The following is a 24,413-nucleotide window of genomic DNA, read 5'->3' as shown; positions in this document are numbered from 1 at the left end:
GTCATTGGCGGTTGGCCGATTAGCTGGCGCTCTGGCGCACCTCGGCGGCGATCTGGTCGAGCAGCTGTTGCCAGCCCTGACCCAGCTCGCTGACCAGCGCGTTGTAGCCATCGGCCGGCAGCACCCGCTCCTGACGGAAGGGAGCATCGCGCAGCACGGTGCCATCTTCTGCCAGCAGGCGCCAGCGACCGCTCAGCACGGCGCTGCCGTCATGACGGCCCTGAAAGCGTTCCACCAGAATGGTCAGCACCGGCCCCTTGCGGGCGCCATCCTGCCGCACCACCCAGCCCGGCAGGCGGCTGGAGAGGCCATTGAGAGTGAGCTGGTTGAGCTGATCGTCCAGCGCACCGGCCCAGCGATGGTACTCGGTGAAGTGAAGCTCTTGCCCCTCCAGCTGATAGACCAGGCTGATCCGGTCGAGCTGGCTGGCCAGCGCCACCGGGCGCAGCACCAGTTGGTGCTGCGGTTGGGCCGGCGCGGTGACCGGTTGAGTGTCGCTATCCAGCGAGTAGTAGTGCAGGCTTGGCTGGCTGCTGCAACCCGCCAGCAGGCCCAGCAGGGCCAGCGTCAGGATCTCTTTTTTCATGGTTTTCCTCGCTTGGGCTCGGGGTCCGCCGGGGACGCGCGATCGAAGATCAGCGAGCTGGGCCGCTCGTTGAGGGAGTGCACCAGCGGCTGCAGTTCGCGCATCAACTGATTGAGAGTCTGCACCGATTGCCGCAGGTCCTGGTTGGTTTGCGACTGGGCATCATAGGTTTGCAGGGTCTCTTGCAGCTGTTTGAGGCTCTCGTTGAGGGAGGCGGGCAGTTGCTGGGTCGCCTCTTTGCCGGTCAGCTTGTTCAGATTGGCACTGACCGCACTGATGTTCTTCAGGGTGCCGTCCAGGGTGCTGAGGGAGCTGTTGACCTTGGTCAGAGTGGTCGCCATATCCATGTCGACAAACTTGTCGAGGATCAGGTTCACCTTGCGTTCGATCTGATCCAGCCCGCCCTGCACGGTGGGGAAGACTTGATAACCGGCCAGCTTGGCCTGCTCGAAGCGTGGCGCGTCCGGATAGAAGTTGAGGTCGATGATCTTGCCACCGGTCAACAGGCTCGAGGTCTTGAGGCTGGCACGCAACCCCTCCTTGAACTGCTTGCCGAACAGGGCGCGCCACTGCTCCTTCTCGGCATTGGCGTAACGGTGGGAGAGGCGCTGCACCTCGATACGGGCCAGCACCGGGATCTGGCGGCTCTGGAAGATGCGAACCCCCTTCTCCTCGACCATGTAGGGTGCCGAGATGACGGTGCCGACCCGAATGCCGCGATACTGCACGGCCGCGCCCGGGTGCAGGCCACCGACGTTATCCTCGAACAGGAAGACATAGTCGATGAACTGATCCAGGCTACCGGCCAGCACGCTCGCCTCATCCTGGAACAGGGTGAACTCTTCGCGCTGTTTGACCGGGTCACCCGGTGACCAGCCGGGTGGCAGGCCCATGGTGATCCCCCCGTCGAGCAGGCTCTCCAGGGAGTCCATCTTCACCTTCATCCCCTCGCTGCTCATGGAGACCTCGAAGCCCGGGGTCAGCCAGAAGCGGGAGTTGCTGCTCACCAGAATGTCATAGGGGGCGTTGATGAAGATTTGATACTGCATCTCGCTCTTTTCTGGCAGGAACTTGGCTTCTTCCACCTGACCGATAGTGAAGCCCTGATAGTTGATGGGAGAGCCTTCTCCCAGTGCACGGGTGTCACGACTGCTGAGAGTGAGGCGCAGTCCCTTGGCATCCTGCGAGGCCAGCGGCGGCTTGTCCAGCATGGCGTACTGGTCGCGCGCCTTGCCTTTCTTGCCGGGAGCGAGCTCGATATAGGCGCCGGAGAGCAGGGTGCTCAGACCCGATATCCCTTCACGGCCGACCCGGGGTTTGACTACCCAAAACTGGCTGTCGCCGCGCAGCATGCCGGAGGCGGCATTGGTCAGCCGTCCTTTCAGCACGGCATGGCTATAGTCATCGCTCAGCTCGACCGTTTCGATGCGGCCTACATCCACCTCGCGGGAGCGGATCACCGTCTTGCCGGCGACAATGCCCTCGGCAGTGGCCACTGTCAGGGTGAAACTGGGGCCTTGTGAGTACCAATGCTGGAACAGCATCCAGAGACCGATGAACAGCGCCAGCAGGGGCACCATCCAGATTGCGGCGGCCGAGCTCATAAAGTCAGAGCCCGGTTTCCACCTTTTTTTACGCTCACTCACGTTCGCGCTCTCCTTGTTGTAAATCCCAGATCAGGCGAGAGTCGAAACTCATGGCGGCGACCATGGTGATCAGCACTACGCCTGCAAATGCGACGGCCGCAGGGCCGGGGTAGATGGTCATCAGATTGTCGAGCCGGATCAGGCCCGCCAGAATAGCCACCACGAAGACGTCGATCATCGACCAGCGTCCAACAAACTCAGTCATGCGATAGAGTTTGAGTTTGCCGAGCGGTGAGTCGGTATGGCCACGCTGGACCATGTAGCAGAGCCAGAACAGCGCCAGAATCTTCACCAGCGGTACCACCACGCTGGCGAAAAAAATCACCGCCGCGATGGGATAGGACCCCATGGCCCAGAGGACTACCACGCCGCCGAGGATGGTGGAGGGGCTGTCATCGCCAAGAAACACTGTATCCATGATGGGATAAAGGTTGGCCGGAATGTAGAGAATGGCAGAGGTGAGCAGCAGCGCCCAAGTGCGGTTCAAGCCGCCCGGTTTTCGCGGGTGCAGGTGAGCGCCACAACGGGCACAGCTGTGGCTACCCACCTCGCTCAGGGCCCCGCAGATGTGGCAGCCTACCAGACCAGACTCCAGCGCACCCGCTTCCGGGTCTATTTCGTGCGGTTCGCTAGGGCCGAACAGTCGCTGCCACAGCCACATCCGGTCCAGCGAGGAGATCATCTTGATAAGCAGCACCGTGTAACCGACGAAGGCCCAGAACGACAGCCCCATCTTGATGTCGGCCATCCCCATCAGCTTGACCAGCGAAATAAGCACCCCTACCAGAAAGACATCCACCATCAGCCAGGGTTTGATCCGGCAGAGCAGCCGGCCGAGGGAGCGCAGGGCCTTGCTATGCAGGTCTTTATCGACCCGCCACAGCACCAGCATGATGGAGCCCATATATACCAGCGGCAGACCAATCAGAGTGATGCTGAGCACGGCGCCAAGAAACAGATAGCCCTCATCCACCAGGGTGGTGATGCTCTGCAGAAAGGTCATCTCCTGGCCTATCCCTTTGGCCGAGAAGGACATAAAGGTAAAGGCATTGGCGAGTGCAAACATGATCAGGGCTGCCAGGCCGTAGGCGAGAGGGCGACGTTCTTGTTGCGGCAAGTGGCGGCTCAGGGTGTGACCACAGCGGGGGCAGCAGCTGGCCTGTCCCACCTCGAGGGGGGTGGCCGGGATCAGCAGGTCACACTCTTCACAGGCGGTGGCATCATGGACATAGGTGGTGCTGTGTTGCGGTGAAGCCGGATGCAAGATAAAACCCCAGGTTAGGCGGTGGTGAGGCCAGAGCTGGCGATTATCGCAGTTGTGTCGGCCAGCGACCAGCCCCGAAGGCTGGCTATTGCTGGCTGTAGTGAGAATGACTTTGACAAGCCTGTGCCCATTTAGCACAATCAAACGCCACTTTTTTTCAGCGGGACAATAATTTATGACAACTGAATCCCCAAGCTACTCCACCATCGAGCAAGCCTTCTCCCTCGGAAACGGGCAAGACTCAGCCCTCAACTGGTTGCGCAAGAACCGCAGTCAGGTCGCTATTTTTCTGGTGAGCGGCATCAAGCTGGAAGGCACCATTAGCGGGTTCGACCAGTACAGCGTGCTGCTGACGGATGCTCATGGCAACCAGCAACTGGTCTACAAGGCCAAGATCTCCACCATCGCCATGCATACCGGTCGTCCGCAGGTGAATATCCAGCGCGCTCGCAAGCCGCGTGTCTCCATGGCGCCGCGCCCCCACGGAGCGCCGGGTCGCTATGACGACAATCAGGGCGGCGGCAACAAGGAGTAATCGTCAGCCCCATACTCCCCGTTGATGCGCTCTGCGTCAGCGGCTGACGGAACCTGCTCTCATTTTCACTCATGTCCCGTATGAGCGCAGGTTCCGGTTATCGCCCCTTGCAGGGCGATATTTTTTTCCGCACTACGCCGTTATGCCGACCGGTTTGCCCTCTTTGACCATGCAGGTCTGCATCCCCGCCGCTTCTCCAGCCTGTACCCCGATACCGGTATCTTCAAATACCAGACAGCCTGATGGCTCGACCCCCAGCTTGTTGGCGACCAGCAGGAAGGTGTCCGGATTGGGCTTGTGCAGTTCAACATCGTCTGCGGTGACCACCACAGAGAAGTAGCGATCCAGCCCGGTGTTGCGCAGCACCGCCTCGGCGTTGACGCGGGGTGAGCCGGTGCCGATCCCCATAGGGATAACGCCATGATAGCGCTCGACCAGCGCCTGCATGGCCGGAAACACCGTCGCCTTGTGCAGGTTGGCCACATAGTGGGCGGTCTTGCAGCGGGTGACGTCGAGCGGATCGAGGGGGATTTGCTGCTCCTGTGCGACCAGCAGGGCTATCTTGCGGCTCGGCATGCCACCCAGCTCATAGAACCAGTCGGCATCGAAGTGAAAGCCAAACTCGCGGGCTGTGTGTTCCCATGCGGCGAGGTGCAGCGGCATGGAGTCGACCAGGGTGCCATCAAGGTCAAAGACCAGGGCTTGGAATCCGGAAAGCGTCATGGTGCGGGTCAGTCTCTGGAAAAAGGGAGCCCATTCTAGCCAGCGGTTTTCTGCCTCGCCATCACCTAGCTGGTGAGAAACGCTTGCCCCCACATTTGTGACTGAAAATAGACGGGGGTGAGCTGGGCCGGATCGAGTTGATATTGGGGGGCAAACTGTTCCTGCAGGGCCCAGTTGCCCTGTTCATAGGTGCTGACCAGCTGAAACAGATAAAAGAGTGGCCCTTCGTGCAGTTCGATGGCTCGCTTTACGTTATTCGGTCGGTGAGCCGAGCTGATAGTCCATGCCGTAGGCCACCAGAGCCAGCCGATGATGGAAGATGGGATAACAACGCAACAGCATGGCGATCATCGGTAGGCCAGAGTGCGGGCTCTCCCTTGTGACTTGGCGTGGTAGAGCGCCTGGTCAGCCTGGTCGGTCAGGGTCTGCCATGAGCCGTCCTGGGAGGGGATCAGATAGCTAAAGCCAATGCTAACCGTAATGAAATCAGCAACCCGCGAGGCGGGATGGGGCATTTTTAAGCGGGCAAGGCCATCATGGATCCGCCCGGCCAGCTGTTCGGCCTCACCGGGTTGGGGGGCGCAGAGCAGAATGACGAACTCCTCCCCGCCGTAACGGGCGACCAGATTGGTGCAGCGCCGCTCTGCATCCCGCAGCACATGGGCCACCTGTTGCAGGCAGAGATCCCCTTTGGCATGGCCGAAGTGGTCGTTGTAAGCCTTGAACTCGTCCACATCGATCATCAATACCGCCAGCAGGTTCTGGGTGCGTCGTGCCCACTCCCACTCCCGCTGCATGGTGATGTCCCACTGGCGCCGGTTGGCGATGCCGGTGAGGGGATCTTCCAGCGACAGCAGGGAGAGGCGGTGATTGGCCTCCTCCAGCGCCCGGTTGGTCTCGGCCAGCTGCATGGTGCGCTCGGCGACCCGGGCCTCCAGCTGGCGGTTGAGGGTTTCCAGCTGCTCCTGGGTGCGCTGGCGGATCAGCAGTTGCGACAGGATGGCGGCGTACTGTTTGAAGATCTCGCTCTGATAGGCCTTGAGCGGACGGTGCCAGAGCAGGTTGTCGGCAGCGATCCAGCCGATGGGAGTGGTGCCATCCCATAGCGATACCATGGCGTTCCAGCCACGGCCCACCTGCTGCTTCTCGTAGTAGAGGGGGGTATCTTCCATCACCAGTACGTAGTCCTTGCGCCTGAGCGCCTCTTGCACAGTCGGGTGATCCGGAATGGGGCTGATGAAGTTGTGTTCATCCATCAGCTCGCCCTCCTCGCTGGTGCCCCAGGTGCCGCGCATGGTCTTGCCATCGGGTTCGATCAGGAAGATGGCGACCCGATCGAACTGCAGCTCCTTGCGGGCCAGCAGCACGGCATCTCGCAGCAGATCGTTCTCGCTGCGACTGCGGGAGAGGGTGACGCTGACCATGTGCAGCGCCTGCAACATGGTGAGGAAGGATCCTTGCAGTGCTTGACTCTGTACCAGATCGGTCTGGGTATGGAGCCGCTGGTCCCGCTCCTGATTGACCTGGCTGGAGAGCAGGTGATTGCTGAGCTCGGCCGTCAGATAGTGGATAAGGAGCTGGATACCCTGACGCTGGTGGGAGGAGAGGCGATCGATGCGGCGGCGGGTCTCCAGATAGATGACCCCTTCCAGTTTCATATGGCGTTTGAGAGGGAAACAGGCGCGTAACTGCGGCTGGGCAGGCTCCACATTTTCGCCGGGATCCGGCGGTGGCTGGAGTTGTTCGATCACCAGCTGTCCCTTGTCCATTGCCTTGTCGATCAGGTGGTGGGGCAGGGTCAGTTGACCGAGATGGGCGAGATCAAGCGTGGTCAGCCCCTGATCGAACTGAAAGCTGTAGAGCTGCGGTTCGGGGGCTTTCAGCCAGAGGTAGAGGCGTTCGGCATCGGTCTTTTCACGGATGGTGGCGAGGCTCACTTCGCATAACTGAGCGAAGTTGGTGAAGTGTTCCGGGTCCCATTCCTGCATACCAATATCCCTTGGATTGTACCCAAGCGAGTATAGACATATTTCTCCTTGATTAATATGTCAGAAAGGAGAGGTGGCGCACATAATGGTTGCTTTAAGCCATTCTGGTGGAGACATTCACTGCGTTCTCTGCCAATCGTGGCTATAACTGTGTGCCATAACGGTATATATGGCAGCTTGTAGGGCGGGATGCCGGGCAAAAAAGAGCCCGCACGATGGCGGGCTCTCGGGCAGATCAGATGATTCTGCGCGGCTTATTCTGCCTTGGGGGCAGCTTCAGCGGGTGTTTCACTGCTATCGGCTGGCGCACTCTCGGCCGCCGGGGCTTCCGGTGCCGGGCCTGGCACCAGCTCGACCGCCGGCTTGGCGATAAGAGAGCGGGTCTCTTCCACCGCTTCGCTCAGCTTGACCTCGATGATCTGGCCGAGTTCGTAGACCACTTCGGTCTTGTCCAGATAGACGCGGCCGTTGTCCCAGTTGCACTCCAGCCGATCCTTGTTGTCGAGGATGTGACGGGCGGGCATGAAGACCACGGCACCGTTCTCCTGCAGACGCAGCTTGAGGCCGGCGCGCATCACGTCGATGATCTCGGCGTTGAACACCTTGTCGGTGCCCGCATCGGCTTTGAGGTAGCGAACATAGAGCCAGTCGCCGATGTCACGCTCCACCATGCGGTGCAGACGGCGGCAGGCGGTCAGATGCTCGGTGAGCTCGGTGCTCGGGCGCTCGCCCGGGGTCTTGCCGGCGATGACCGCTTTGAGCAGACGATGGTTGACCATATCGCCGTACTTGCGAATAGGTGAAGTCCAGGTGGCGTAGGCATCCAGACCCAGACCGTAGTGGGCGCCCGGCTCGGAGGACATCAGCGCATAGCTCTGGAAACGGCGGATCTTGCCGTCCAGCCAGCGGGTGTCGAGGTTGTCGATCCAGCGGCGCAGGGCGCAGAAGCCGGAGAGACTGGCGATCTCGTCACGTTCGAACGGGGCTTCGGCACTCTTCAGCAGATCGATGGCACCGTCGAGGGACTCTTCGTCAAAGCCGGTGTGAACGTTGAAGATGCCGTAACCGACGCTCTTGCCCAGCACGCGACCGGCGCAGATGTTGGCGGCGATCATCGACTCTTCTACCATGCGGTTGGCGATGCGGCGCGGCTCGACGTGGATGGCCAGCACTTCGCCATTCTCGCCCAGCTCGAAGTCGTAGTCGGGTCTGTCCGGGAACACCAGGGCATGCTCGGTGCGCCACGCTATGCGTGCTTCGGTCATCGCCTTCATCAGCGGCAGCTGGGCCAACACACCAGTGTCGATAGACAGCTCTTTGCCATGCTCGGCCCAGTCGGAGACATCGTCATAGTTGAGACGAGCATGGGAGCAGATGCGGGCGGCGAAGAATTCGGTCTCCTCCAGTAGCAGACCATCTTCGGCGATCAGCAGACGGGCGCACAGGGTGTTGCGCTCCTCGCCCTCTTTCAGGGAGCAGAGCTCGTCCGAGAGGGTGCGCGGGATCATCGGCACGTTGCGGCCCGGCATGTAGACGGTAAAGGCGCGCTGGGCGGCTTCCTTGTCCAGTTCGCTCCCTTCGGCCACATAGGCGGTCGGGTCGGCGATGGCGACCAGCAGCTCCCAGCCGTTATCCAGTTTGGTGATGGCCAGCGCATCGTCCATGTCCTTGGTCTTGGCACCGTCGATGGTGAAGAAGGGGACAGCGGTCAGATCGCGACGGGGCAGCTCTTCCTCTTCGATCACTTTCCATTCCGGCAAATCAGCCGGTTCGACCTGGGCCAGATTGTGGCGCGCCAGCACCACCCACCAGGGCACATTGTGATCTTCCTGGGCGGCGATCTTCTGGATAATCTCGGCAGAGAAGTTGCCGTCGACCAGCGCATGGCGCTTGAGGGTGGCCACCACCCAGTCACCTTCCTTGAACTCTTTCTCATCCAGACCCTTCTTGACGCGGGCCTTGATGGCATCCTTGATCAGCGGATGGTCGGCCACCACGTTGAGGCGGTCACGGAACATCTTGACCCGGGCCACGAAGCGGGTGACGGACTGCTCCAGCAGGGCATCCGGCTCGGCCACTTCCTTCTCTTTTTCGGTGCGGATCAGGGCGCTCACCCGGTCACCATGCATCACCTTCTTCATATAGGGAGGTGGCACGAAATAGCTGGTCTTCTCATCGACCTCCAGAAAGCCGAAGCCCCGGTCCGAGGCGCGGATCACACCCTCTTTCTTCGGGATGTTTTCGCGGATTTGTTGCTTGAGCTGGGCCAGCAGCGGATTGTCTTGGAACATAAGTGAGGAACCTGAAGTGGAAAACCTGGGTGGAGACCTGATGAAGGATCGCCCAGCACTATACGTTTTTAGCCTTGCAAAGCCAAGGTGAATGGCCTGCTCAGCGTGGTTTCAGAGAGCTGCAGGCATAGTCGATAAGGCGCTGCGAGAGCTGTTTGTGGACCCCTTTTTCTAGCACCCAGCGGTGCCAGTAGAGTCGTTCCGGCAAAATATGGTCCGAGCTGAGATTGACCAGCGAACCTGCGGCTAGCTGGCCTCTTATCTGCAATTCGGGGATCAGGCAGTAGGCTAACCCCTGTTCGGCCATGGCGACGAAGGCCTCTGACGAGTGGACCGTATGGCAAGGGTAACCACCGGGTTCCAGCCCGAAGTGTTCCCTCATAAAGCTCACATGCATGTCATCGCGCTGATCGAACGCCACTGCCGGTGCCTTGGCCAGCGCCTCCCGGGTTAGGCCGTGAGGGAAGTGGCGCGCAACGAAGGTGGGGCTGGCGGTAAGCAGATAGTGCATCTCGCCGAGCTCATCGACGCAGCAACCCGCCAGCGGTTGGGGCTGCAGGCTGACTGCACCAAAGGCCTGACCCTCGCGGACCTTGTCGAGGGTGCGGCTCTCGTCATCGACCAGCAGGTTGAGTTCGATGGGGTGGAGTTCAAGCAGCGGGGCGATGGCGGGCAAAAACCAGGTGGCCAGGCTATCGGCGTTGACGGCGATGCTGATCCGGATTGGCCCTTGCGGTTGGTCGGGGGTCAGCTCCCTCGCCAGTTCGAGCTCGAGCTGATGTACCTGCCGATAGTGGGCCAACAGTTTCTGGCCCAGTGGCGTAGCCAGCAGCGGTTGGCTGCGAATGAGCAGCGGCTCGGCAAACTGTTGCTCCAACTGCTTGATCCGCTGGGAGATGGCCGACTGGGTGATATGGAGCGACTTGGCCGCCCGATCGAAGTTCTGCTCCTGTAGTACCGCATCCAGTGCCCGCAGCAGTTTGTAGTCCAGCTCTTTCATCTTCTGCCCCTTCCGTTGCTTCAGGGCTGACTCTACGTCACTCGGCAGGGGACAACAATGGGCGGCGGGAGAGGTGCTGCGCTGTGATATCTGACAGTAGTGGTCTGTCTTGTAAGAAAGGCATACTGCCAGAGACCGCAGGGGGCAGCCCTGCGGGGTCATAGCGATACAGCGATACCTTTATCCCGGGTCTGCTTTCCCGGGATTTTTTATATCTGGGCCGCTAACTCATGGGAGCGATAGATGGCAGTTTGATAGTGTCCGATGAGTGGCTGAGAGACTGCCAGGGCAAATCGCTCATCCAGATGGAAGCGGATGCCAACGCCCCTTACCGCCCCCAGATCGACCGCCTGACGATGACCGAGCCGCTCGATGGGCAGGCCAAGTCGGCGGAAGATGCGCTCCACCGGCAGGCTTACGACGGCGACCAGCTCCCTGATCCCGTGGGCATGGGCGAAGGCATAGACCTCGCGGAAAATGACGCAAGTAAGTTCACTGACGCCATTGCTCATGCGCGGAGCGCGCTGGGCATCGATAGCCAGACGGGTGAGCTCCCAGACATCGGGGGTGCGTGGTGCGCTTTCACCGGCCAGGGCGGTTGGGAAGATGGTGGGCAACATATAGGCATCGGCACAGTTGAGCAGTCGAATGCAGCCACACACTCCTTGTTTGTCTTCGATCAGCACCCAATGGGTGTCTGGTGTATCGAAGTTGTCACGCTCAAGACCCCTATGAGACTCTACATCCCAGCCTAGCCGGTCAGAAAAGACGCGATTTCGAAAGCGATAGAGTTCATTCTCCACCTCGTTTCGTGGATGTTCTCTCAATTTACCTTTAAAAACCAACATTATGGACCCTCTATCTTGCTATTCATCGTTATAATCAGCAGCTTGGCCAAGGGGGCTTTCATATGAACAGAGACCAACTGCTTGAGTACCTCGAACATTTCACTTCGGTGACGGACGGTAATCGTCTGGCCGAACTGATCGGTCGCTTTACGCTCGGGATGGGCTATGACTACTATCGCTTCGCCCTGATCCTGCCGATGTCGATGCAAAGGCCCAAGGTGGTGTTGTTCAACCAGTGCCCCGACTCCTGGGTGCAGGCCTATACCGAAAACAACATGCTGGCGTGCGATCCGGTGATCCGGCTGGCACGCAAGCAGACGCTGCCCATCTACTGGAACCGCCTCGATGAGCGGGCCAGTTTTCTGCAGGAGGGAACCATGGACGTGATGGGGTTGGCCGCCGAGTTCGGGTTGCGTAACGGCATCTCCTTCCCTCTGCACGGTGCAGCCGGGGAGAACGGTATTCTCTCCTTCATCACCTCCGAGCGGGCCTCGAGCGACCTGTTACTGGAGTCCTCGCCGCTCCTCTCCTGGATGGCCAACTACATCTTCGAGGCGGCCATCCGGGTGGTGCGTCTGAGGGATTCGGATCCACAAGCCGCCCTGACGGATCGCGAGACCGAATGTTTGTTCTGGGCCAGTGAGGGGAAAACATCGGGAGAGATCGCCTGTATTTTGGGGATCACCGAACGAACGGTGAATTACCACCTTAATCAGGTCACTCGCAAAACCGGCTCAATGAATCGTTATCAGGCCATCGCCAAGGGGATTAGCAGTGGCATTTTGCTGCCGAATCTTGAGCAGATTGTTGTCACCAACTTCCCCAAACTGATGCAATAGAACCTGCTGATTCTCGGGGTTGAGGGGGGGGCACTCAATTGTCAGATCCTGCTATTGACTATTAGTTTCGGATGGGGCTTTGGTTGCTGCGGCTTATTAGCAAAATGAATCAATCAGTAAATCAATGAATTTCTAAGAAGTAACCGCCATCGCTATAGTGCCGCTCATTCATCACTTCGAACGGTACGCACCATGATGCTCGCAACGACACTACAAGGCTTTACCATCGGTCTGGCCATGATCATCCCCATCGGCGCCCAGAATGCCTTTGTGCTGAGTCGGGGCATCCATCGCAATCACCATCTGCTGACGGCCACGCTCTGCAGTTTCTGCGATCTCACCCTGATTGCCATTGGTGTATTTGGCGGCGCCAATGTGCTGGCCGCCAGCCCCCTCGGTATGGCGCTGCTCACCTGGGGTGGTGTGCTGTTTCTCGGCTGGTTTGGTGGCCGTTCCCTGCTCAGTGCCTGGCGCGGTAAGGGGGAGGGGCTTGCCGATTCTGCTCAGCAGATGGGGGTCAAAAGCGTGTTGGCGATGACGTTGGGGGTCACCCTGCTCAACCCTCACGTCTATCTCGATACCCTGATGCTGCTCGGCTCTCTTGGCAGTCAGGTGAGCGAGTCCTTGCGTCCGGCCTTTGCGGCGGGGGCCATGCTGGCCTCGCTGGTGTGGTTCTACTCGCTGGCGCTGGGGGCCGCGGCGCTGGCGCCCTGGTTAGCCCGTAGTCGGGTGCAGCGAGGGATCGATCTGCTGGTCGGTATTATCATGTTGGTGCTAGCGTGCCAGCTGGTTTTAGTAGGCTAGCAATCTGCATACTTGGTTCACCGCGGCAGGTGACCCATGGCATCCGATAGATAAGCCGACCAGCACGCCTCTTTCCCGCTATCGGCGTGAACGCCCTATGCTGGATACTTATCCAGTTATTCTTTATGCTATGGGCCAATTTACGAATAGCTGTATGGGTGAGGAGAGAGCCGTGATTGGTCGCTTGCGAGGCATTGTTATTGAAAAGCAGCCCCCCGAGGTCCTGCTTGAAGTGGGTGGGGTTGGCTATGAGGTACAGATGCCGATGAGCTGCTTTTATGATTTGCCGGAGATCGGCAAGGAAGCGACCATCCATACTCACTTCGTGGTGCGGGAAGATGCCCAGTTGCTCTATGGCTTTAACCACAAGCAGGAACGAGCCCTGTTTCGCGAGCTGATCAAGACCAACGGGGTCGGCCCCAAGCTGGCGCTGGCCATTCTCTCCGGCATGACCGCTACCCAATTTGTGCTGAGTGTCGAACGCGAAGAGATAAGCTCCCTGGTCAAGCTGCCAGGGGTCGGCAAGAAAACCGCCGAGCGGCTGGTGGTGGAGATGAAGGATCGCCTCAAGGGGTGGGTCAGTCATGATCTCTTCTCCCCTGCGATGGTTACACTGCCCGCCAGTGAGCCCGAATTGCGGGCGCCGGACGTGACCGAAGAAGCCGCCAGTGCGCTGGTGGCGCTCGGTTACAAACCGCAGCAGGCGAGCCAGATTGTCAGCAAGATCGCCGTCGATGGAATGTCAGTGGAAGAGATCATCCGTGAATCCCTGCGTAGCCTGGTGTGAGGTAGTTGATGATTGAAGCAGACCGTCTCATCTCGGCCAGCGCCGCCCGTGAGGATGAGATTATCGACCGGGCCATCCGCCCCAAGAAGCTGGCTGACTACACCGGTCAGGATACCGTCTGCGAGCAGATGGAGATCTTTATCGAAGCGGCGCGCCAGCGTGGCGAAGCGCTCGATCACCTGCTGATCTTCGGCCCGCCTGGACTGGGCAAGACCACTCTCGCCAATATTGTCGCCAACGAGATGGGGGTCAATATCAAGACTACCTCTGGCCCGGTACTGGAAAAGGCGGGAGACTTGGCAGCGCTGCTCACCAACCTCGAACCGAACGATGTGTTGTTCATCGACGAGATCCACCGCCTCAGCCCGGTGGTAGAGGAGGTGCTCTATCCGGCGATGGAAGATTACCAGCTCGACATCATGATTGGAGAGGGGCCAGCGGCCCGCTCCATCAAGCTGGATCTGCCCCCTTTCACCCTGATCGGCGCCACCACCCGGGCAGGTTCACTCACCAGCCCGCTGCGGGATCGTTTTGGCATTGTCCAGCGGCTGGAGTTCTACAACGTCAAGGATCTGACCGATATCGTCTCCCGCAGCGCCCGCTGTCTGGGGCTCGACATGACGGAAGATGGTGCCATTGAGGTCGCCCGTCGCTCTCGCGGTACGCCGCGGATTGCTAACCGTTTGTTAAGACGGGTGCGCGACTTTGCCCAGGTGAAATCCGATGGCCGGATCGATGGTCCTATCGCGGCCCGCGCCATGGACATGCTGGATGTCGATAACGAAGGGTTTGACTTCATGGACCGCAAGTTATTGTTGGCTGTGATAGACAAGTTTATGGGGGGGCCTGTGGGTCTCGATAATCTGGCCGCTGCGATAGGGGAAGAGAAAGATACTATCGAAGATGTGCTGGAGCCCTATCTGATCCAGCAGGGGTATCTGCAACGTACACCCAGAGGACGGATTGCGACCACACGAGCTTACGCTCATTTCGGTCTTCAGCGACCAGAAGATAAGTGAAAATCGCCTTTTAAGTACAGAACCGCCGTCAAAGGCGGTTTTTTGCTATCTGCGATGGTGTAAGCAAAAAAAAGCCCACGGCTGATGCGGTGGGCAAAGACAATTCAGGATGGATGTTCACAGACAGTGAGAGCGTCTGGACACAGACCGGAAAATAAACAGGTGAGCCGTCGCGAGCTCTCAGAGTCGGTTCAGTTGATAGAGCTGAACAAAGGAAAGCTTGTAGTAACGGATGGTTTTAGCAACAAACTTTTTCATCTTCGATTCCAATATACAGGTTCAGATTGATCATCGAATACGTACCGTGAACCCAGATTAACCGGCCTGTATCCAAGGGGATGCCCTCACTGCGAGGCGCATTGTAGGAGCTCGAATCGACCCCGGCAAACAAGAAATATTGCATCATTAGGATTAGTTTATCTAATGCCAATTTTGATGAAATCGATTCGCATGAGTATGCATTATTTGCAGTTTAAAATTGAGTTTTAGAATCAGGTTGTCTGGCTCGGATGACATGGAAAAAGACGCATCATTCACGTCTTTCCAATTAAACGGGGCGGCGGGATGTTATTTTTATAAATTGATTTAAATCAATATTTTACGATTTTTCATGTTTTGTGATCTGGTTCGCTTCATTAATCGTAAAAGAGATTAAAAATGGCTTTTGAATCCATGTATGGCGGTCCCTTTTACATTGATTTCAATCAAATAAAGGTGATATAAAACGCCGGTTATCATGAAAGAGAATAAATCCAAGCTGGTTGTTTTATAAATGTTAAACATTAGCTTTATTTGTTTTCTTTGGGTGCTTGATTGTTAATTTTGGTGGTTACTGAAAGTATTTTGTTGTGGCGTTCTTCAATGGGGTCCGTTCGATAACTGCCAACGGAAGCTTTGTCCTTAAAACTTAAAATAGCCGTGCCAATAATCGGTGAGGAAACATCATGATTGCTGAGCATGTGGTAGACCTATCGCGGTTCCAATTTGCTGCGACTGCTCTTTATCACTTTTTGTTTGTACCCCTGACGCTGGGATTAGCTTTTATCCTGGCGATCATGGAGTCCGTCTATGTGATGACCAACAACACCATCTACCGGGACATGACCAAGTTCTGGGGTAAGTTGTTTGGTATCAACTTTGCCTTGGGGGTCACCACAGGAATTGCCATGGAGTTTCAGTTCGGGACGAACTGGGCGTATTACTCTCACTATGTCGGCGATATCTTCGGAGCTCCCTTGGCTATCGAAGGGTTGATGGCCTTCTTCCTGGAGTCCACCTTCGTCGGTATGTTCTTCTTTGGTTGGGATCGTCTATCCAAACATCAGCATCTGGCTGCCACCTGGTTGATGGCGCTGGGGACCAACCTCTCCGCGCTCTGGATCCTGGTCGCTAACGGCTGGATGCAAAACCCGGTCGGTGCCGAGTTCAACTTCGAATCCATGCGAATGGAGATGATGAGCTTCGCCGAGGTGGTGCTCAACCCGGTCGCTCAGGTCAAGTTCGTCCACACAGTGGCGGCAGGCTATACCTGTGGCGCCATGTTTGTGCTGGGCATCTCCTCCTACTATCTGCTGAAAAATCGTGATGTGGCCTTTGCCCGTCGCTCTTTCGCTATCGCCGCCGCGTTCGGCATGGCTTCTATCGTGTCCGTACTGATCCTCGGTGATGAATCCGGTTACGAGACCGGTGAAGTGCAGAAGGTGAAACTGGCTGCCATCGAAGCTGAGTGGGAGACCGAACCGGCGCCTGCCTCATTTACCCTGTTTGGTATTCCGAATCAGGAAGAGATGCGCACCGACTACGCCATCAAGATCCCCTATGCGCTGGGTATTATTGCAACCCGTTCTCTGGATGGTCAGGTAACCGGTCTGAAGGATCTGAAAAGCGAGCACGAACTGCGTGTGCGCAACGGTATGACCGCTTACGACCTGCTGACCAAACTGCAATCCGGTGACAAGTCTGAAGATACCCTCGCCCGCTTCGATGAAGTGAAGCAGGATCTGGGCTACGGTCTGCTGCTCAAGCGTTACACCAGTAACGTGACCGATGCCACTGATGAGCAGATCAAGGCTGCGGTGGATGACTCCATCCCGCAGGTGCTGCCGCTGTTCTTCGCCTTCCGCATCATGGTTGCTGTTGGCATGCTGATGCTGGTTCTTATTGGTTTCGCCTTCTACGACAGCGCCCGCCATCGCATTGGTGAGCGCAAGTGGCTGCTCAAGGCCCTGCTGTGGGGGATCCCGCTGCCGTGGATTGCCATTGAAGCGGGCTGGTTTGTGGCAGAGTACGGTCGCCAACCCTGGACCATCGCCGAGGTGTTGCCGACTTCCCTCTCTGCATCCAACTTGCCTGCAGCCGAGATCTGGTTCTCTTTGATCGGTATTTTCCTGTTCTATACCGTGCTGCTGGTTATCGAGATGTACCTGATGTTCAAGTATGCCCGTCTTGGTCCAAGCAGCCTAAAGACTGGCAAGTATCACTTTGAACAGTCCAAGGCATAAGGAGAGCGACCATGTTTGATTACGAAACTCTGCGTGTCATCTGGTGGGCTCTGGTCGGCGTGCTGCTGATCGGTTTTGCCATCACTGACGGCTTCGACATGGGGGTAGGCGCACTGCTCCCGTTCGTCGGCAAGAAAGATGTCGAGCGCCGCGTGATGCTCAACACCATGGGGCCTCACTGGGAGGGCAACCAGGTGTGGTTGATCACTGCCGGTGGTGCTCTGTTCGCTGCCTGGCCTATGGTCTATGCCGCGACCTTCTCCGGCTTCTACATCGCCATGATGTTGACGCTGATGGCGCTGTTCCTGCGCCCGGTCGGTTTCAAGTACCGCTCCCTGCGGGCTGATGCCAAATGGCGCAGCAACTGGGATTGGGCCTTGTTCGTTGGCAGTGCCGTGCCGCCCATCGTGTTTGGTGTGGCCTTTGGCAACCTGCTGCAAGGTGTTCCGTTCGAGTTTAACCAGTTCATGATGTTGACCTATCATGGCAACTTCTTTGGTCTGCTTAACCCGTTCGGTATTCTGGCTGGTCTGGTGAGTCTGTTCATGCTGCTCACCCAGGGCGCAACCTGGTTGATGATGAAGACCGACGGTGAAGTGCTGGCCCGCTCCCGCACTGCCGCCATGATCTGCTCGCTGGTGACCCTGGTGCTGTTTGCTGCTGCGGGTTGGTGGGTAAGCGGTATGGAAGGGTATGTCATCGTCAAGGCTGCCGCGAATGACGCAGTATCCAATCCGATGAACAAGGAAGTTGTCCTGCAGGCTGGCGCCTGGATGAACAACTACAGCCTCTATCCGTGGATGGTGGCAGCCCCTGTTCTGGGTCTGGCCATGAGCCTGCTGACAGCGCTGTTTGCCCGTATGAACATCGGCTGGTTGGCATTTACCAGCTCTTCGCTGGCCATCGCCGGGGTTATCCTTACTGCCGGTTTCTCCATGTTCCCGTTCGTGATGCCCTCAAGCCTTGAGCCGTCACTGAGTCTGACCATGTGGGATGCGACCGCCTCTTTCAACACCCTGAAGGTGATGACGGTGGCTGCAGCTATCTTCGTACCGATTGTGCTTGGCTATACCATCTGGACTTACCTCAAGATGTTTGGCCGGGTAACCAACAAGCATATCGAAGATAACCAACAATCGCTCTATTAAGAGGTGCGCTGACAATGTGGTATTTCACCTGGATCCTGGGGCTGTTGCTGGCCTGTGCCTTTGGCATCATTAATGCGCTGTGGCTGGAACACACCGAGAACATGGATCGTCAGATCGATGAAAAGTGATCGACTCGCCATGCTGACCGCGCCACTGGAGCGCCAGCCATGGCAGGGGTTGATGTTACTCGCGGCGGCCTTGTTGGCCGTCGCTATTTTACAGGCCCCCAATCTGATTGCGGCCAACACCAGCGAGCATGGTCACTGGTTGGCTCCCTGGCTGATGTGGGCTGTCTGTTGTGGCGTACTTAACGGGCTTGGCTTTCATCTGAAAAGCCTGCCTGGACGTGTGCTGTTCAACCCCTGGCTCGCCTGGCCCAGTTTGTTGTATGGCCTCTGGCTGACACATTCATATTTCCTTTCATAAAAAACGGGGGGAGGCAGGATTTCCCTGTCTCCCCCTGCTTCTTTCCTATTCAGCCCTGCGCTATGATAGCCCCCCATCTGACTGTCGAATGGATCACAGATTGTTATGGGGGAACTCTTTGAGTTTCCGGTGCGTGTCTACTACGAAGACACCGACGCCGGGGGCATCGTCTACAACGCCAATTATCTCAAGTTCATGGAGCGTGCTCGCACCGAATTTCTTCGTGCCAAAGGGGTCGAACAGGACGTCTGGCTACAGGAGGGATATGCCTTCGTGGTGAGCCGAACCGAGATCGATTTCCGCTCGGCGGCCCGTTTTAATGAGCTATTGAATGTATTAACGCAAGTGATTGAAGTGAAACGCGCATCCCTGCGCTTTTCGCAGCAGATCCTGGCGGCTGATGGGCGACTGATCACCCGGGCCATGGTACAGATAGCCTGTGTCAGTCACCCACAAATGAAACCTGTTGCTATACCTGAAAAAATCAAGGGAGTGCTGTAAGTGCACGCTGAAATTTCGTTTATTGGCCTGTTTTGGGAAGCCAGCCTGTTGGTAAAGCTGGTTATGATGACTCTGATGGGGATGTCTGTTGTCTCCTGGGCACTGATCATCCAGCGCGCCAAGGCCATCAAGGCAGCCAATCTTGCATCGGAACAATTTGAAGACAGATTCTGGTCCGGGGTTGATCTCAACCGTCTCTATCAGGAGTCCTCTTCCCGTCGTGATGACATTGAGGGGATGGAAGATATCTTCTACTCCGGTTTCAAGGAGTATGCCCGCTTGCTCAAGGCTGGTGCCCGTGGTCAGGATGCGGTGATGGATGGGACCTACCGCGCCATGCGTGTTTCCCTCTCCCGTGCGGTGGATGATCTGGAATCCAACCTGCCGGTGCTGGCGACCATAGGTTCCATCAGCCCCTATATCGGTCTGTTCGGTACAGTCTGGGGGATCATGAACGCCTTTATCGCCCTGGGACAGGTGCAGCAGGCCACCCTGCAGATGGTGGCGCCGGGTATTGCAGAAGCGCTGATCGCCACCGCCATGGGTCTGTTTGCGGCTATCCCTGCGGTTATCTTCTATAACCGCTTTACCAACAAGGTTGAAAAGTTGGAAAACGCCTACGCCAACTTTATGGATGAGTTCACCACCATTCTGAACCGTCAAATTGCACAGCAGCAGGGTGAACAGTAATGCAAACCTATCAGCGGATCCGGCGCAAGAAGGTGGCCGAGATCAACGTGGTTCCCTATATCGACGTCATGCTGGTACTGCTTATCATCTTTATGGCGGTGACGCCGGTGATCACGCAGGGGGTCAAGGTTGACCTGCCACAGGCGGAGTCCGAGCAGTTGCCGGAAGACACCAAGCCCCCCTTCATCGTCAGTGTCAATACCGAAGGTGAGTATGTTATCAAGGCTGGCGAAGCCGATGACGAACCGGTGCCAAGTGGCACGCCAGAGGCGATGCAGCAATACATTACCGAAAAAGCCATGGGTTATCTGGCCATCAACCAGAATGCGCCTGTGGTGGTCGCGGGTGACAAGGCCGTGCGCTACGAAGAGGTGATCCTGTTGATGGTGGCCCTCAAGAACGCGGGCGTGCCTCAGGTTGGCCTGATGACAGATCCGGTGAACTAACGGAGATGGATGTGAAGCGTGGTATTTCCGGTTATCTCATCGCGTCGTTTCTGCTGCACCTGATCATCGGCATCATTTTGCTGGTCGGGGTCGACTTCAGCAAACCGAAGCGGCCCGAGTCGAAGGGGCAGATCGTCAATGCGGTCATGCTGGACAGTGAGTTTTTAGCCCAGCAAGCGCAGCAGATCCAGCAGCAGAAAGCTCAGCCCAATCCAGCTCAACCAAAGAGAGAAAAGGAAGAGGCTGAGAAGGCCCGGCGTGAGCTGGCTCAGGAGCAGGAGCGGCTGCGTATCGCCGAAACCAAGCGCAAGGAGGCCGAAGAGGCCACCCGCAAGGCTGAAGCCGAAAAGCAGAAGAAGGTAGCCGAGCAGAAGCAGGCGGAAGAGAAAGCCAGGAAGGCAGAAGAGGCGCGCAAGCTGGAAGAGCAGAAGGCCAAGCAGGCTGAAGCAGAACGCAAGGTGGAAGAGGCAAAAGCCCTGGCGCTGAAGAAGAAAAAGGAAGAAGAGAAAAAAGCGGAAGAGGCCAGACAAGCCAAGGCTGAAGCTGCCAAAAAGGCCGAGGCGGAGCGGAAGGCCAAAGAAGAGGCTGAAAAGAAAGCCAAGGCGGAAGCAGAGCAGAAAGCCAAAGCCGAGGCTGAGAAGAAGGCCAAGGAAGAGGCGGCCAAAAAGGCAAAAGCCGACGCAGAGAAGAAAGCCAAGGCGGAAGCCGAGCAGAAAGCCAAAGCCGAGGCTGAACGTAAACGCAAGGCGGAAGAGAGCCGATTGCAGCAAGAGATGGAAGCCATGATGCAGCAGGGGCTGGCGGCTGAGGCTAATGCCCGCAGTCAGGCCGCATCGGCGGCGGCTAAAGGTGAGGTCGGCAAGTATGTGGATCTCATCAAGGCCACTGTTGAGCGATATATGATTCTGGATCCCACCATGCGGGGCAAAACCTGTACTATCGGCGTACGTCTGGCGAGCAGTGGCTTTGTCATATCGGTAGATAGCGGGCGGGGTGACCCGGCGGTCTGTCGCTCCGGTAAGGCCGCCGTGCTGAAAGCAAATCAGCTGCCAGTGCCCAAGGATCCTGCCGCATTCGAAATGTTGAAGGAATTTAACCTGAAGTTAGAACCGAGTATCTAAGCGTGATAAAACGAGGTTGCCTGCCTCTGGTGGGCAACATCTCGACGAGCACGGGATTTAACCTCTCATACTTATTGGAACCGAGTATTTAAGCCATGATCAGAAAAGTATTTTTTGCTTTGGTTGGCTGTTTGTTGCTGGGCCAGAGTGCCCAGGCGGCCCTGGACATCGTCATCACCGGCGGTATTGATAGCGCACGCCCCATCGCCGTCGCCCCCTTCAAGTGGGAAGGTAACGGGCAGTTGCCGCAGGATATCGCGGAAGTGGTCTCCAACGACCTGATGCGCAGCGGCAAGTTCAAGCCGCTGGCCCGTGGCCAGATGCCGCAGACCCCGAGCAGCAGCAGCGAGATCAACTTCGCTCCCTGGGCCTCCCAAGGGGTTGAAGCCGTGGTGGTGGGTTCCATTTCGGCAGTCGGTGACGGCACCTACAAGGTCAACTTCGAGCTGGTCGATGTGCTGAAAGGCCAGCTGGCCAAGGCACAAGGTGGCGAGAGCAATGGTTACATCCTGGATAGCCGGATGGCGACCATCCCGGGTGCCCAGATGCGTCAGTTTGCCCACCGTATCTCCGACATCGTCTATGAGCGTCTGACTGGCGAGCGGGGCGCCTTCCTGACCCGTCTGGCATACGTCTCCGTCCAGCAGGGTACCCAGTTCCCGTATCAGCTGCGCATTTCTGACTACGACGGTTACAACGAGAAGACCCTACTGCGTTCGCGCGAACCACTGATGTCTCCCTCCTGGTCCCCTGATGGCAGCAAGCTTGCCTATGTCAGCTTCGAGAACCAGAAATCCGAGATCTATGTGCAGGATATCTACACCCAGCAGCGCAGCCTGATCACCAGCTTCCGCGGGATTAACGGTGCGCCTGAGTGGTCTCCGGATGGTCGTCGTCTGGCTATCGTTCTCTCCAAAGATGGGTCACCAAACCTCTATGTAATTGATGTCGCCAGTAAGCAGCTGACCCGCGTCACAACCAGCCGGGTGATCGACACTGAACCCTCCTGGATGCCGGATGGGCAAAATTTGTTGTTCACCTCTGAACGTGGTGGCAAACCCCAGATTTATAGCGTAAATTTGGCGACTGGTATGACTCGCCGGATGACTTGGGAAGGTGAATCCAACCAGGGGGCATCCATCACTCCTGATGGCAAAATCATGGTGATGGTGACTCGTGTTCAGGGACAGTATCGTATTGCCCGTCAGGACATGGAAAACAATGCCCTGTTGGTCCTTACCCAGAGTGCGCTGGACGAGTCGCCAAGTGTGGCTCCCAATGGCAGCATGATCATTTATGCCACCATCTATCAGGGTCGTAAGAGTCTTGCGTTGGTGTCGACCGATGGTCGCTTCAAGGCTGTGCTTCCGACCAGTAGCGGTGAAATTCGTGCACCAGCTTGGTCGCCCTTCTTGAATTGATAAAAATTCGATTGTTTTTTGTTTTGTTATAAAGGTTTAAGGAAATAGCATGCAACTCAATAAACTGCTCAAGGGTTTGGCCATCGCACTGCCACTGTTCACCCTGGCCGCTTGTAGCTCCTCTTCTGATTCTGACGCCGCTGGTGCCGAGTCAGGCATGAACGGCGGTATGGGCGGCGTTCAAACCGGTGGCGCCAACGGCATGTTGTCCCCGGAAGAGCAGATGCGTCAGAAGTTCGAAGCACTGCAGCGTGACAACGTCATCTACTTCCCGTTTGACGGTTACGATATCCAGGGTCAGTACGCTGATCTGCTGGATGCCCATGCGAGCTACCTGCGTGAGCGTCCGTCCGTGCGCGTGCTGATCGAAGGCCATGCCGACGAACGCGGTACCCCGGAGTACAACATCGCCCTGGGCGAGCGTCGTGCCAAGGCTGTGGCCAAGTATCTGCAAACTCTGGGTGTGCAGGCCGAGCAGCTCTCCATCGTCAGCTATGGCGAAGAGAAGCCGCTGGATCTGTCTCACACCGAGGCTGCCTTTGCCAAAAACCGCCGCGCGGTTCTGGTTTACTAAGGTTTGAACCGAACGAAGTTCGTTTATATGCAAGCGGCCATTTCGATGGCCGTTTTATTTGCACTAAACGCCAAGGTTTGATCCGAATGAAATCTGTATAAGCGAGCGACGATGGCGCTGGCCGTTTTATTTGCACTAAACGCTAAGGTTTGATCCGAATGAAATCTGTGTACAAGCAAGCTGTTGTTGCGCTGGCCGTATTGGTTGCTCTCAATGCGCAGGCGGCCGCTCCGGTCAGTGATCTGGGTGGTGCCTTGGGTGGTGTTGTCCTTAGCGGCAATAATGGTGCCATCGTGCCTACCGGTAGCCTGGAAGATCGGGTTGCCCTGCTGGAGCGCACCCTCAACGCCCGATTGCGGTTGCAAGCTGACTTGCAGCAACAGGTTGACTCCTTGCAAGGGGAGGTCTCCGAGCTGCGTGGTCAGCTGGAGCAGCAGACTTACCAGATGGAACAGGCGCAAGAGCGCCAGCGTCAGCTCTATCAGGAGCTAGACAAGGTTGCCAGCAGCCAGCAGGCTGCGCCGGCCGCCGCGGCCCCTGCTGCTGCCGCTACACCGGCTGCTGCCGCCAATTACTCAACCAATCAGGATGAGAATCAGGCCTACGACGCAGCGGTCAACATGGTGCTCAAAGAGAAGAACTACGACAAAGCTATTCCGGCTTTCCAGGGCTTCATCAAGCAGTACCCCAATTCGGGCTATGTTCCCAATGCTCACTACTGGCTCGGCCAGTTGCTGTTTAACAAGGGTGACAGAGCCGGTGCCTCGGCCCAGTTTTCGACCGTGGTCAACAAATACAGCAAATCTCCCAAGCGAGCGGATGCGCTGCTGAAGCTGGGTATGCTGGCGCAGCTGGATGGCAAGAAGGCGGAAGCCAAATCCTTCTATGAGCAGGTGATCAAGGGCTATCCCAACACCTCGCCAGCCCAGTTGGCCAAACAGAGTCTGTCCAAGCTGTAACATTGCTGTATGTCACTGTTTTCGTAACGCTACTGTAAAAACAGCCCACATTTGTATGCACAGTGAGCAAACGGATTTAAATTACGAATTTTCTGTTGCACCGGAAATTTAAATCCGTAATATAGGCCGCCGTCAGAGCCGAAGCAGTAATGCAGTCGGAACTGGTCGTGGTGAGGGTCGTTAGCTCAGTCGGTAGAGCAGTTGACTTTTAATCAATTGGTCGCTGGTTCGAATCCAGCACGACCCACCATTTTCTCCACTCGGTGGAGACAGAATTCCCAGGTCGTTTAGCTCAG

The 24,413-nt window shown here is 57.3% G+C and carries 24 protein-coding genes and 1 tRNA gene; 17 read left to right on the top strand and 8 right to left on the bottom strand.

Annotated elements, in window-relative coordinates; translation table 11 throughout:
* Nucleotides 1-19: 19 nt before the first annotated feature.
* From BN1117_RS03595 to BN1117_RS03585, 3 genes are read right to left on the bottom strand one after another with little or no spacing between them, the layout of a single operon-like run.
* Nucleotides 20-586, bottom strand: a complete 567-nt coding sequence (locus tag BN1117_RS03595; protein WP_040094890.1) for a PqiC family protein — start codon at nt 584-586, stop codon at nt 20-22.
* Nucleotides 583-2,232, bottom strand: coding sequence for an intermembrane transport protein PqiB (gene pqiB / locus BN1117_RS03590; protein ID WP_040094889.1), 1,650 nt, complete (start codon nt 2,230-2,232; stop codon nt 583-585). Before pqiB ends, BN1117_RS03595 begins: the two co-directional genes overlap by 4 nt.
* The gene (locus tag BN1117_RS03585) at nt 2,225-3,496 is read right to left on the bottom strand and encodes a paraquat-inducible protein A (protein WP_040094888.1); all 1,272 of its coding nucleotides are present in this window, start codon (nt 3,494-3,496) and stop codon (nt 2,225-2,227) included. The genes pqiB and BN1117_RS03585 overlap by 8 nt, the downstream gene beginning before the upstream one ends.
* Before the next feature lie 175 nt (nt 3,497-3,671).
* Here BN1117_RS03585 and hfq point away from each other — a divergent pair, with 175 nt between their 5' ends.
* Nucleotides 3,672-4,031, top strand: coding sequence for an RNA chaperone Hfq (gene hfq, locus BN1117_RS03580; protein WP_040094887.1), 360 nt, complete (start codon nt 3,672-3,674; stop codon nt 4,029-4,031).
* A gap of 132 nt (nt 4,032-4,163) precedes the next feature.
* Here hfq and BN1117_RS03575 read toward each other — a convergent pair whose 3' ends face one another.
* From BN1117_RS03575 to BN1117_RS03555, 5 genes are all read right to left on the bottom strand, one after another.
* Entirely contained in the window at nt 4,164-4,754 is a 591-nt protein-coding gene (locus BN1117_RS03575; protein ID WP_040094886.1) for an HAD family hydrolase, read from the bottom strand.
* Between the two features lie 347 nt (nt 4,755-5,101).
* Nucleotides 5,102-6,742 (bottom strand): sensor domain-containing diguanylate cyclase, encoded by a 1,641-nt coding sequence (locus tag BN1117_RS03570; protein ID WP_040094885.1) that lies wholly within the window; start codon nt 6,740-6,742, stop codon nt 5,102-5,104.
* A gap of 254 nt (nt 6,743-6,996) precedes the next feature.
* Complete coding sequence (locus BN1117_RS03565) at nt 6,997-9,033, bottom strand: exoribonuclease II (protein WP_040094884.1); 2,037 nt, start codon at nt 9,031-9,033, stop codon at nt 6,997-6,999.
* Between the two features lie 100 nt (nt 9,034-9,133).
* A complete protein-coding gene (locus tag BN1117_RS03560; protein WP_040094883.1) occupies nt 9,134-10,033 on the bottom strand; it encodes a LysR family transcriptional regulator ArgP in 900 nt (299 codons plus the stop codon).
* A 209-nt stretch (nt 10,034-10,242) separates the two neighbouring features.
* Nucleotides 10,243-10,881, bottom strand: coding sequence for an acyl-homoserine-lactone synthase (locus BN1117_RS03555; RefSeq protein ID WP_040094882.1), 639 nt, complete (start codon nt 10,879-10,881; stop codon nt 10,243-10,245).
* A 62-nt stretch (nt 10,882-10,943) separates the two neighbouring features.
* On the opposite strand from BN1117_RS03555, the gene BN1117_RS03550 reads away from it, so the two are divergent.
* The 16 genes from BN1117_RS03550 to BN1117_RS03475 all read left to right on the top strand — a co-directional run bounded on the left by BN1117_RS03550 (nt 10,944) and on the right by BN1117_RS03475 (nt 24,367).
* Nucleotides 10,944-11,720, top strand: coding sequence for a LuxR family transcriptional regulator (locus BN1117_RS03550; RefSeq protein WP_040094881.1), 777 nt, complete (start codon nt 10,944-10,946; stop codon nt 11,718-11,720).
* A gap of 195 nt (nt 11,721-11,915) precedes the next feature.
* Complete coding sequence (gene lysE, locus BN1117_RS03545) at nt 11,916-12,524, top strand: L-lysine exporter (protein ID WP_040094897.1); 609 nt, start codon at nt 11,916-11,918, stop codon at nt 12,522-12,524.
* Between the two features lie 172 nt (nt 12,525-12,696).
* On the top strand, nt 12,697-13,311 hold the full coding sequence (gene ruvA / locus BN1117_RS03540; protein WP_040094880.1) for a Holliday junction branch migration protein RuvA: 615 nt from the start codon (nt 12,697-12,699) through the stop codon (nt 13,309-13,311).
* Between the two features lie 8 nt (nt 13,312-13,319).
* Nucleotides 13,320-14,330 (top strand): Holliday junction branch migration DNA helicase RuvB, encoded by a 1,011-nt coding sequence (gene ruvB / locus BN1117_RS03535; RefSeq protein WP_040094879.1) that lies wholly within the window; start codon nt 13,320-13,322, stop codon nt 14,328-14,330.
* Nucleotides 14,331-15,274: 944 nt separating this feature from the next.
* On the top strand, nt 15,275-16,831 hold the full coding sequence (locus tag BN1117_RS03530; RefSeq protein ID WP_040094878.1) for a cytochrome ubiquinol oxidase subunit I: 1,557 nt from the start codon (nt 15,275-15,277) through the stop codon (nt 16,829-16,831).
* An 11-nt stretch (nt 16,832-16,842) separates the two neighbouring features.
* On the top strand, nt 16,843-17,979 hold the full coding sequence (gene cydB / locus BN1117_RS03525; protein ID WP_040094877.1) for a cytochrome d ubiquinol oxidase subunit II: 1,137 nt from the start codon (nt 16,843-16,845) through the stop codon (nt 17,977-17,979).
* A gap of 14 nt (nt 17,980-17,993) precedes the next feature.
* On the top strand, nt 17,994-18,107 hold the full coding sequence (gene cydX / locus BN1117_RS18865) for a cytochrome bd-I oxidase subunit CydX (protein ID WP_040094876.1): 114 nt from the start codon (nt 17,994-17,996) through the stop codon (nt 18,105-18,107).
* On the top strand, nt 18,097-18,405 hold the full coding sequence (locus BN1117_RS03515; protein WP_040094875.1) for a cyd operon YbgE family protein: 309 nt from the start codon (nt 18,097-18,099) through the stop codon (nt 18,403-18,405). Before cydX ends, BN1117_RS03515 begins: the two co-directional genes overlap by 11 nt.
* Before the next feature lie 105 nt (nt 18,406-18,510).
* Nucleotides 18,511-18,906: a tol-pal system-associated acyl-CoA thioesterase gene (gene ybgC / locus BN1117_RS03510; RefSeq protein WP_040094874.1), complete on the top strand. Its 396-nt coding sequence runs from the start codon at nt 18,511-18,513 to the stop codon at nt 18,904-18,906.
* Nucleotides 18,907-19,596: a protein TolQ gene (gene tolQ / locus BN1117_RS03505; protein ID WP_040094873.1), complete on the top strand. Its 690-nt coding sequence runs from the start codon at nt 18,907-18,909 to the stop codon at nt 19,594-19,596. It begins immediately after the preceding gene.
* On the top strand, nt 19,596-20,042 hold the full coding sequence (gene tolR, locus BN1117_RS03500; protein ID WP_040094872.1) for a protein TolR: 447 nt from the start codon (nt 19,596-19,598) through the stop codon (nt 20,040-20,042). Before tolQ ends, tolR begins: the two co-directional genes overlap by 1 nt.
* A gap of 5 nt (nt 20,043-20,047) precedes the next feature.
* A complete protein-coding gene (gene tolA, locus BN1117_RS03495) occupies nt 20,048-21,163 on the top strand; it encodes a cell envelope integrity protein TolA (RefSeq protein ID WP_040094871.1) in 1,116 nt (371 codons plus the stop codon).
* Nucleotides 21,164-21,258: 95 nt separating this feature from the next.
* Nucleotides 21,259-22,584, top strand: coding sequence for a Tol-Pal system beta propeller repeat protein TolB (gene tolB, locus BN1117_RS03490; protein ID WP_040094870.1), 1,326 nt, complete (start codon nt 21,259-21,261; stop codon nt 22,582-22,584).
* A gap of 49 nt (nt 22,585-22,633) precedes the next feature.
* A complete protein-coding gene (pal, locus tag BN1117_RS03485) occupies nt 22,634-23,158 on the top strand; it encodes a peptidoglycan-associated lipoprotein Pal (RefSeq protein ID WP_040094869.1) in 525 nt (174 codons plus the stop codon).
* Nucleotides 23,159-23,316: 158 nt separating this feature from the next.
* Entirely contained in the window at nt 23,317-24,117 is an 801-nt protein-coding gene (ybgF, locus tag BN1117_RS03480; protein WP_040094868.1) for a tol-pal system protein YbgF, read from the top strand.
* A 174-nt stretch (nt 24,118-24,291) separates the two neighbouring features.
* Nucleotides 24,292-24,367, top strand: a tRNA-Lys gene (locus BN1117_RS03475).
* Nucleotides 24,368-24,413 lie beyond the last annotated feature (46 nt).

Source organism: Aeromonas australiensis, assembly GCF_000819725.1.
Lineage (GTDB): Bacteria > Pseudomonadota > Gammaproteobacteria > Enterobacterales > Aeromonadaceae > Aeromonas > Aeromonas australiensis.
Note: the sequence above shows the minus strand (reverse complement) of the source record. Positions and strands in the feature narration are given on the sequence as shown.

Coding starts and splice junctions, on each gene's coding strand:
- BN1117_RS03595 (WP_040094890.1), bottom strand. CDS start 586: ATGAAAAAAGAGATCCTGACGCTGGCCCTGCTGGGCCTGCTGGCGGGT.
- hfq (WP_040094887.1), top strand. CDS start 3,672: ATGACAACTGAATCCCCAAGCTACTCCACCATCGAGCAAGCCTTCTCC.
- BN1117_RS03575 (WP_040094886.1), bottom strand. CDS start 4,754: ATGACGCTTTCCGGATTCCAAGCCCTGGTCTTTGACCTTGATGGCACC.
- BN1117_RS03570 (WP_040094885.1), bottom strand. CDS start 6,742: ATGCAGGAATGGGACCCGGAACACTTCACCAACTTCGCTCAGTTATGC.
- BN1117_RS03565 (WP_040094884.1), bottom strand. CDS start 9,033: ATGTTCCAAGACAATCCGCTGCTGGCCCAGCTCAAGCAACAAATCCGC.
- BN1117_RS03560 (WP_040094883.1), bottom strand. CDS start 10,033: ATGAAAGAGCTGGACTACAAACTGCTGCGGGCACTGGATGCGGTACTA.
- BN1117_RS03555 (WP_040094882.1), bottom strand. CDS start 10,881: ATGTTGGTTTTTAAAGGTAAATTGAGAGAACATCCACGAAACGAGGTG.
- BN1117_RS03550 (WP_040094881.1), top strand. CDS start 10,944: ATGAACAGAGACCAACTGCTTGAGTACCTCGAACATTTCACTTCGGTG.
- lysE (WP_040094897.1), top strand. CDS start 11,916: ATGCTCGCAACGACACTACAAGGCTTTACCATCGGTCTGGCCATGATC.
- ruvB (WP_040094879.1), top strand. CDS start 13,320: ATGATTGAAGCAGACCGTCTCATCTCGGCCAGCGCCGCCCGTGAGGAT.
- BN1117_RS03530 (WP_040094878.1), top strand. CDS start 15,275: ATGATTGCTGAGCATGTGGTAGACCTATCGCGGTTCCAATTTGCTGCG.
- cydB (WP_040094877.1), top strand. CDS start 16,843: ATGTTTGATTACGAAACTCTGCGTGTCATCTGGTGGGCTCTGGTCGGC.
- cydX (WP_040094876.1), top strand. CDS start 17,994: ATGTGGTATTTCACCTGGATCCTGGGGCTGTTGCTGGCCTGTGCCTTT.
- BN1117_RS03515 (WP_040094875.1), top strand. CDS start 18,097: ATGAAAAGTGATCGACTCGCCATGCTGACCGCGCCACTGGAGCGCCAG.
- ybgC (WP_040094874.1), top strand. CDS start 18,511: ATGGGGGAACTCTTTGAGTTTCCGGTGCGTGTCTACTACGAAGACACC.
- tolR (WP_040094872.1), top strand. CDS start 19,596: ATGCAAACCTATCAGCGGATCCGGCGCAAGAAGGTGGCCGAGATCAAC.
- tolA (WP_040094871.1), top strand. CDS start 20,048: ATGGATGTGAAGCGTGGTATTTCCGGTTATCTCATCGCGTCGTTTCTG.
- tolB (WP_040094870.1), top strand. CDS start 21,259: ATGATCAGAAAAGTATTTTTTGCTTTGGTTGGCTGTTTGTTGCTGGGC.
- pal (WP_040094869.1), top strand. CDS start 22,634: ATGCAACTCAATAAACTGCTCAAGGGTTTGGCCATCGCACTGCCACTG.
- ybgF (WP_040094868.1), top strand. CDS start 23,317: ATGAAATCTGTGTACAAGCAAGCTGTTGTTGCGCTGGCCGTATTGGTT.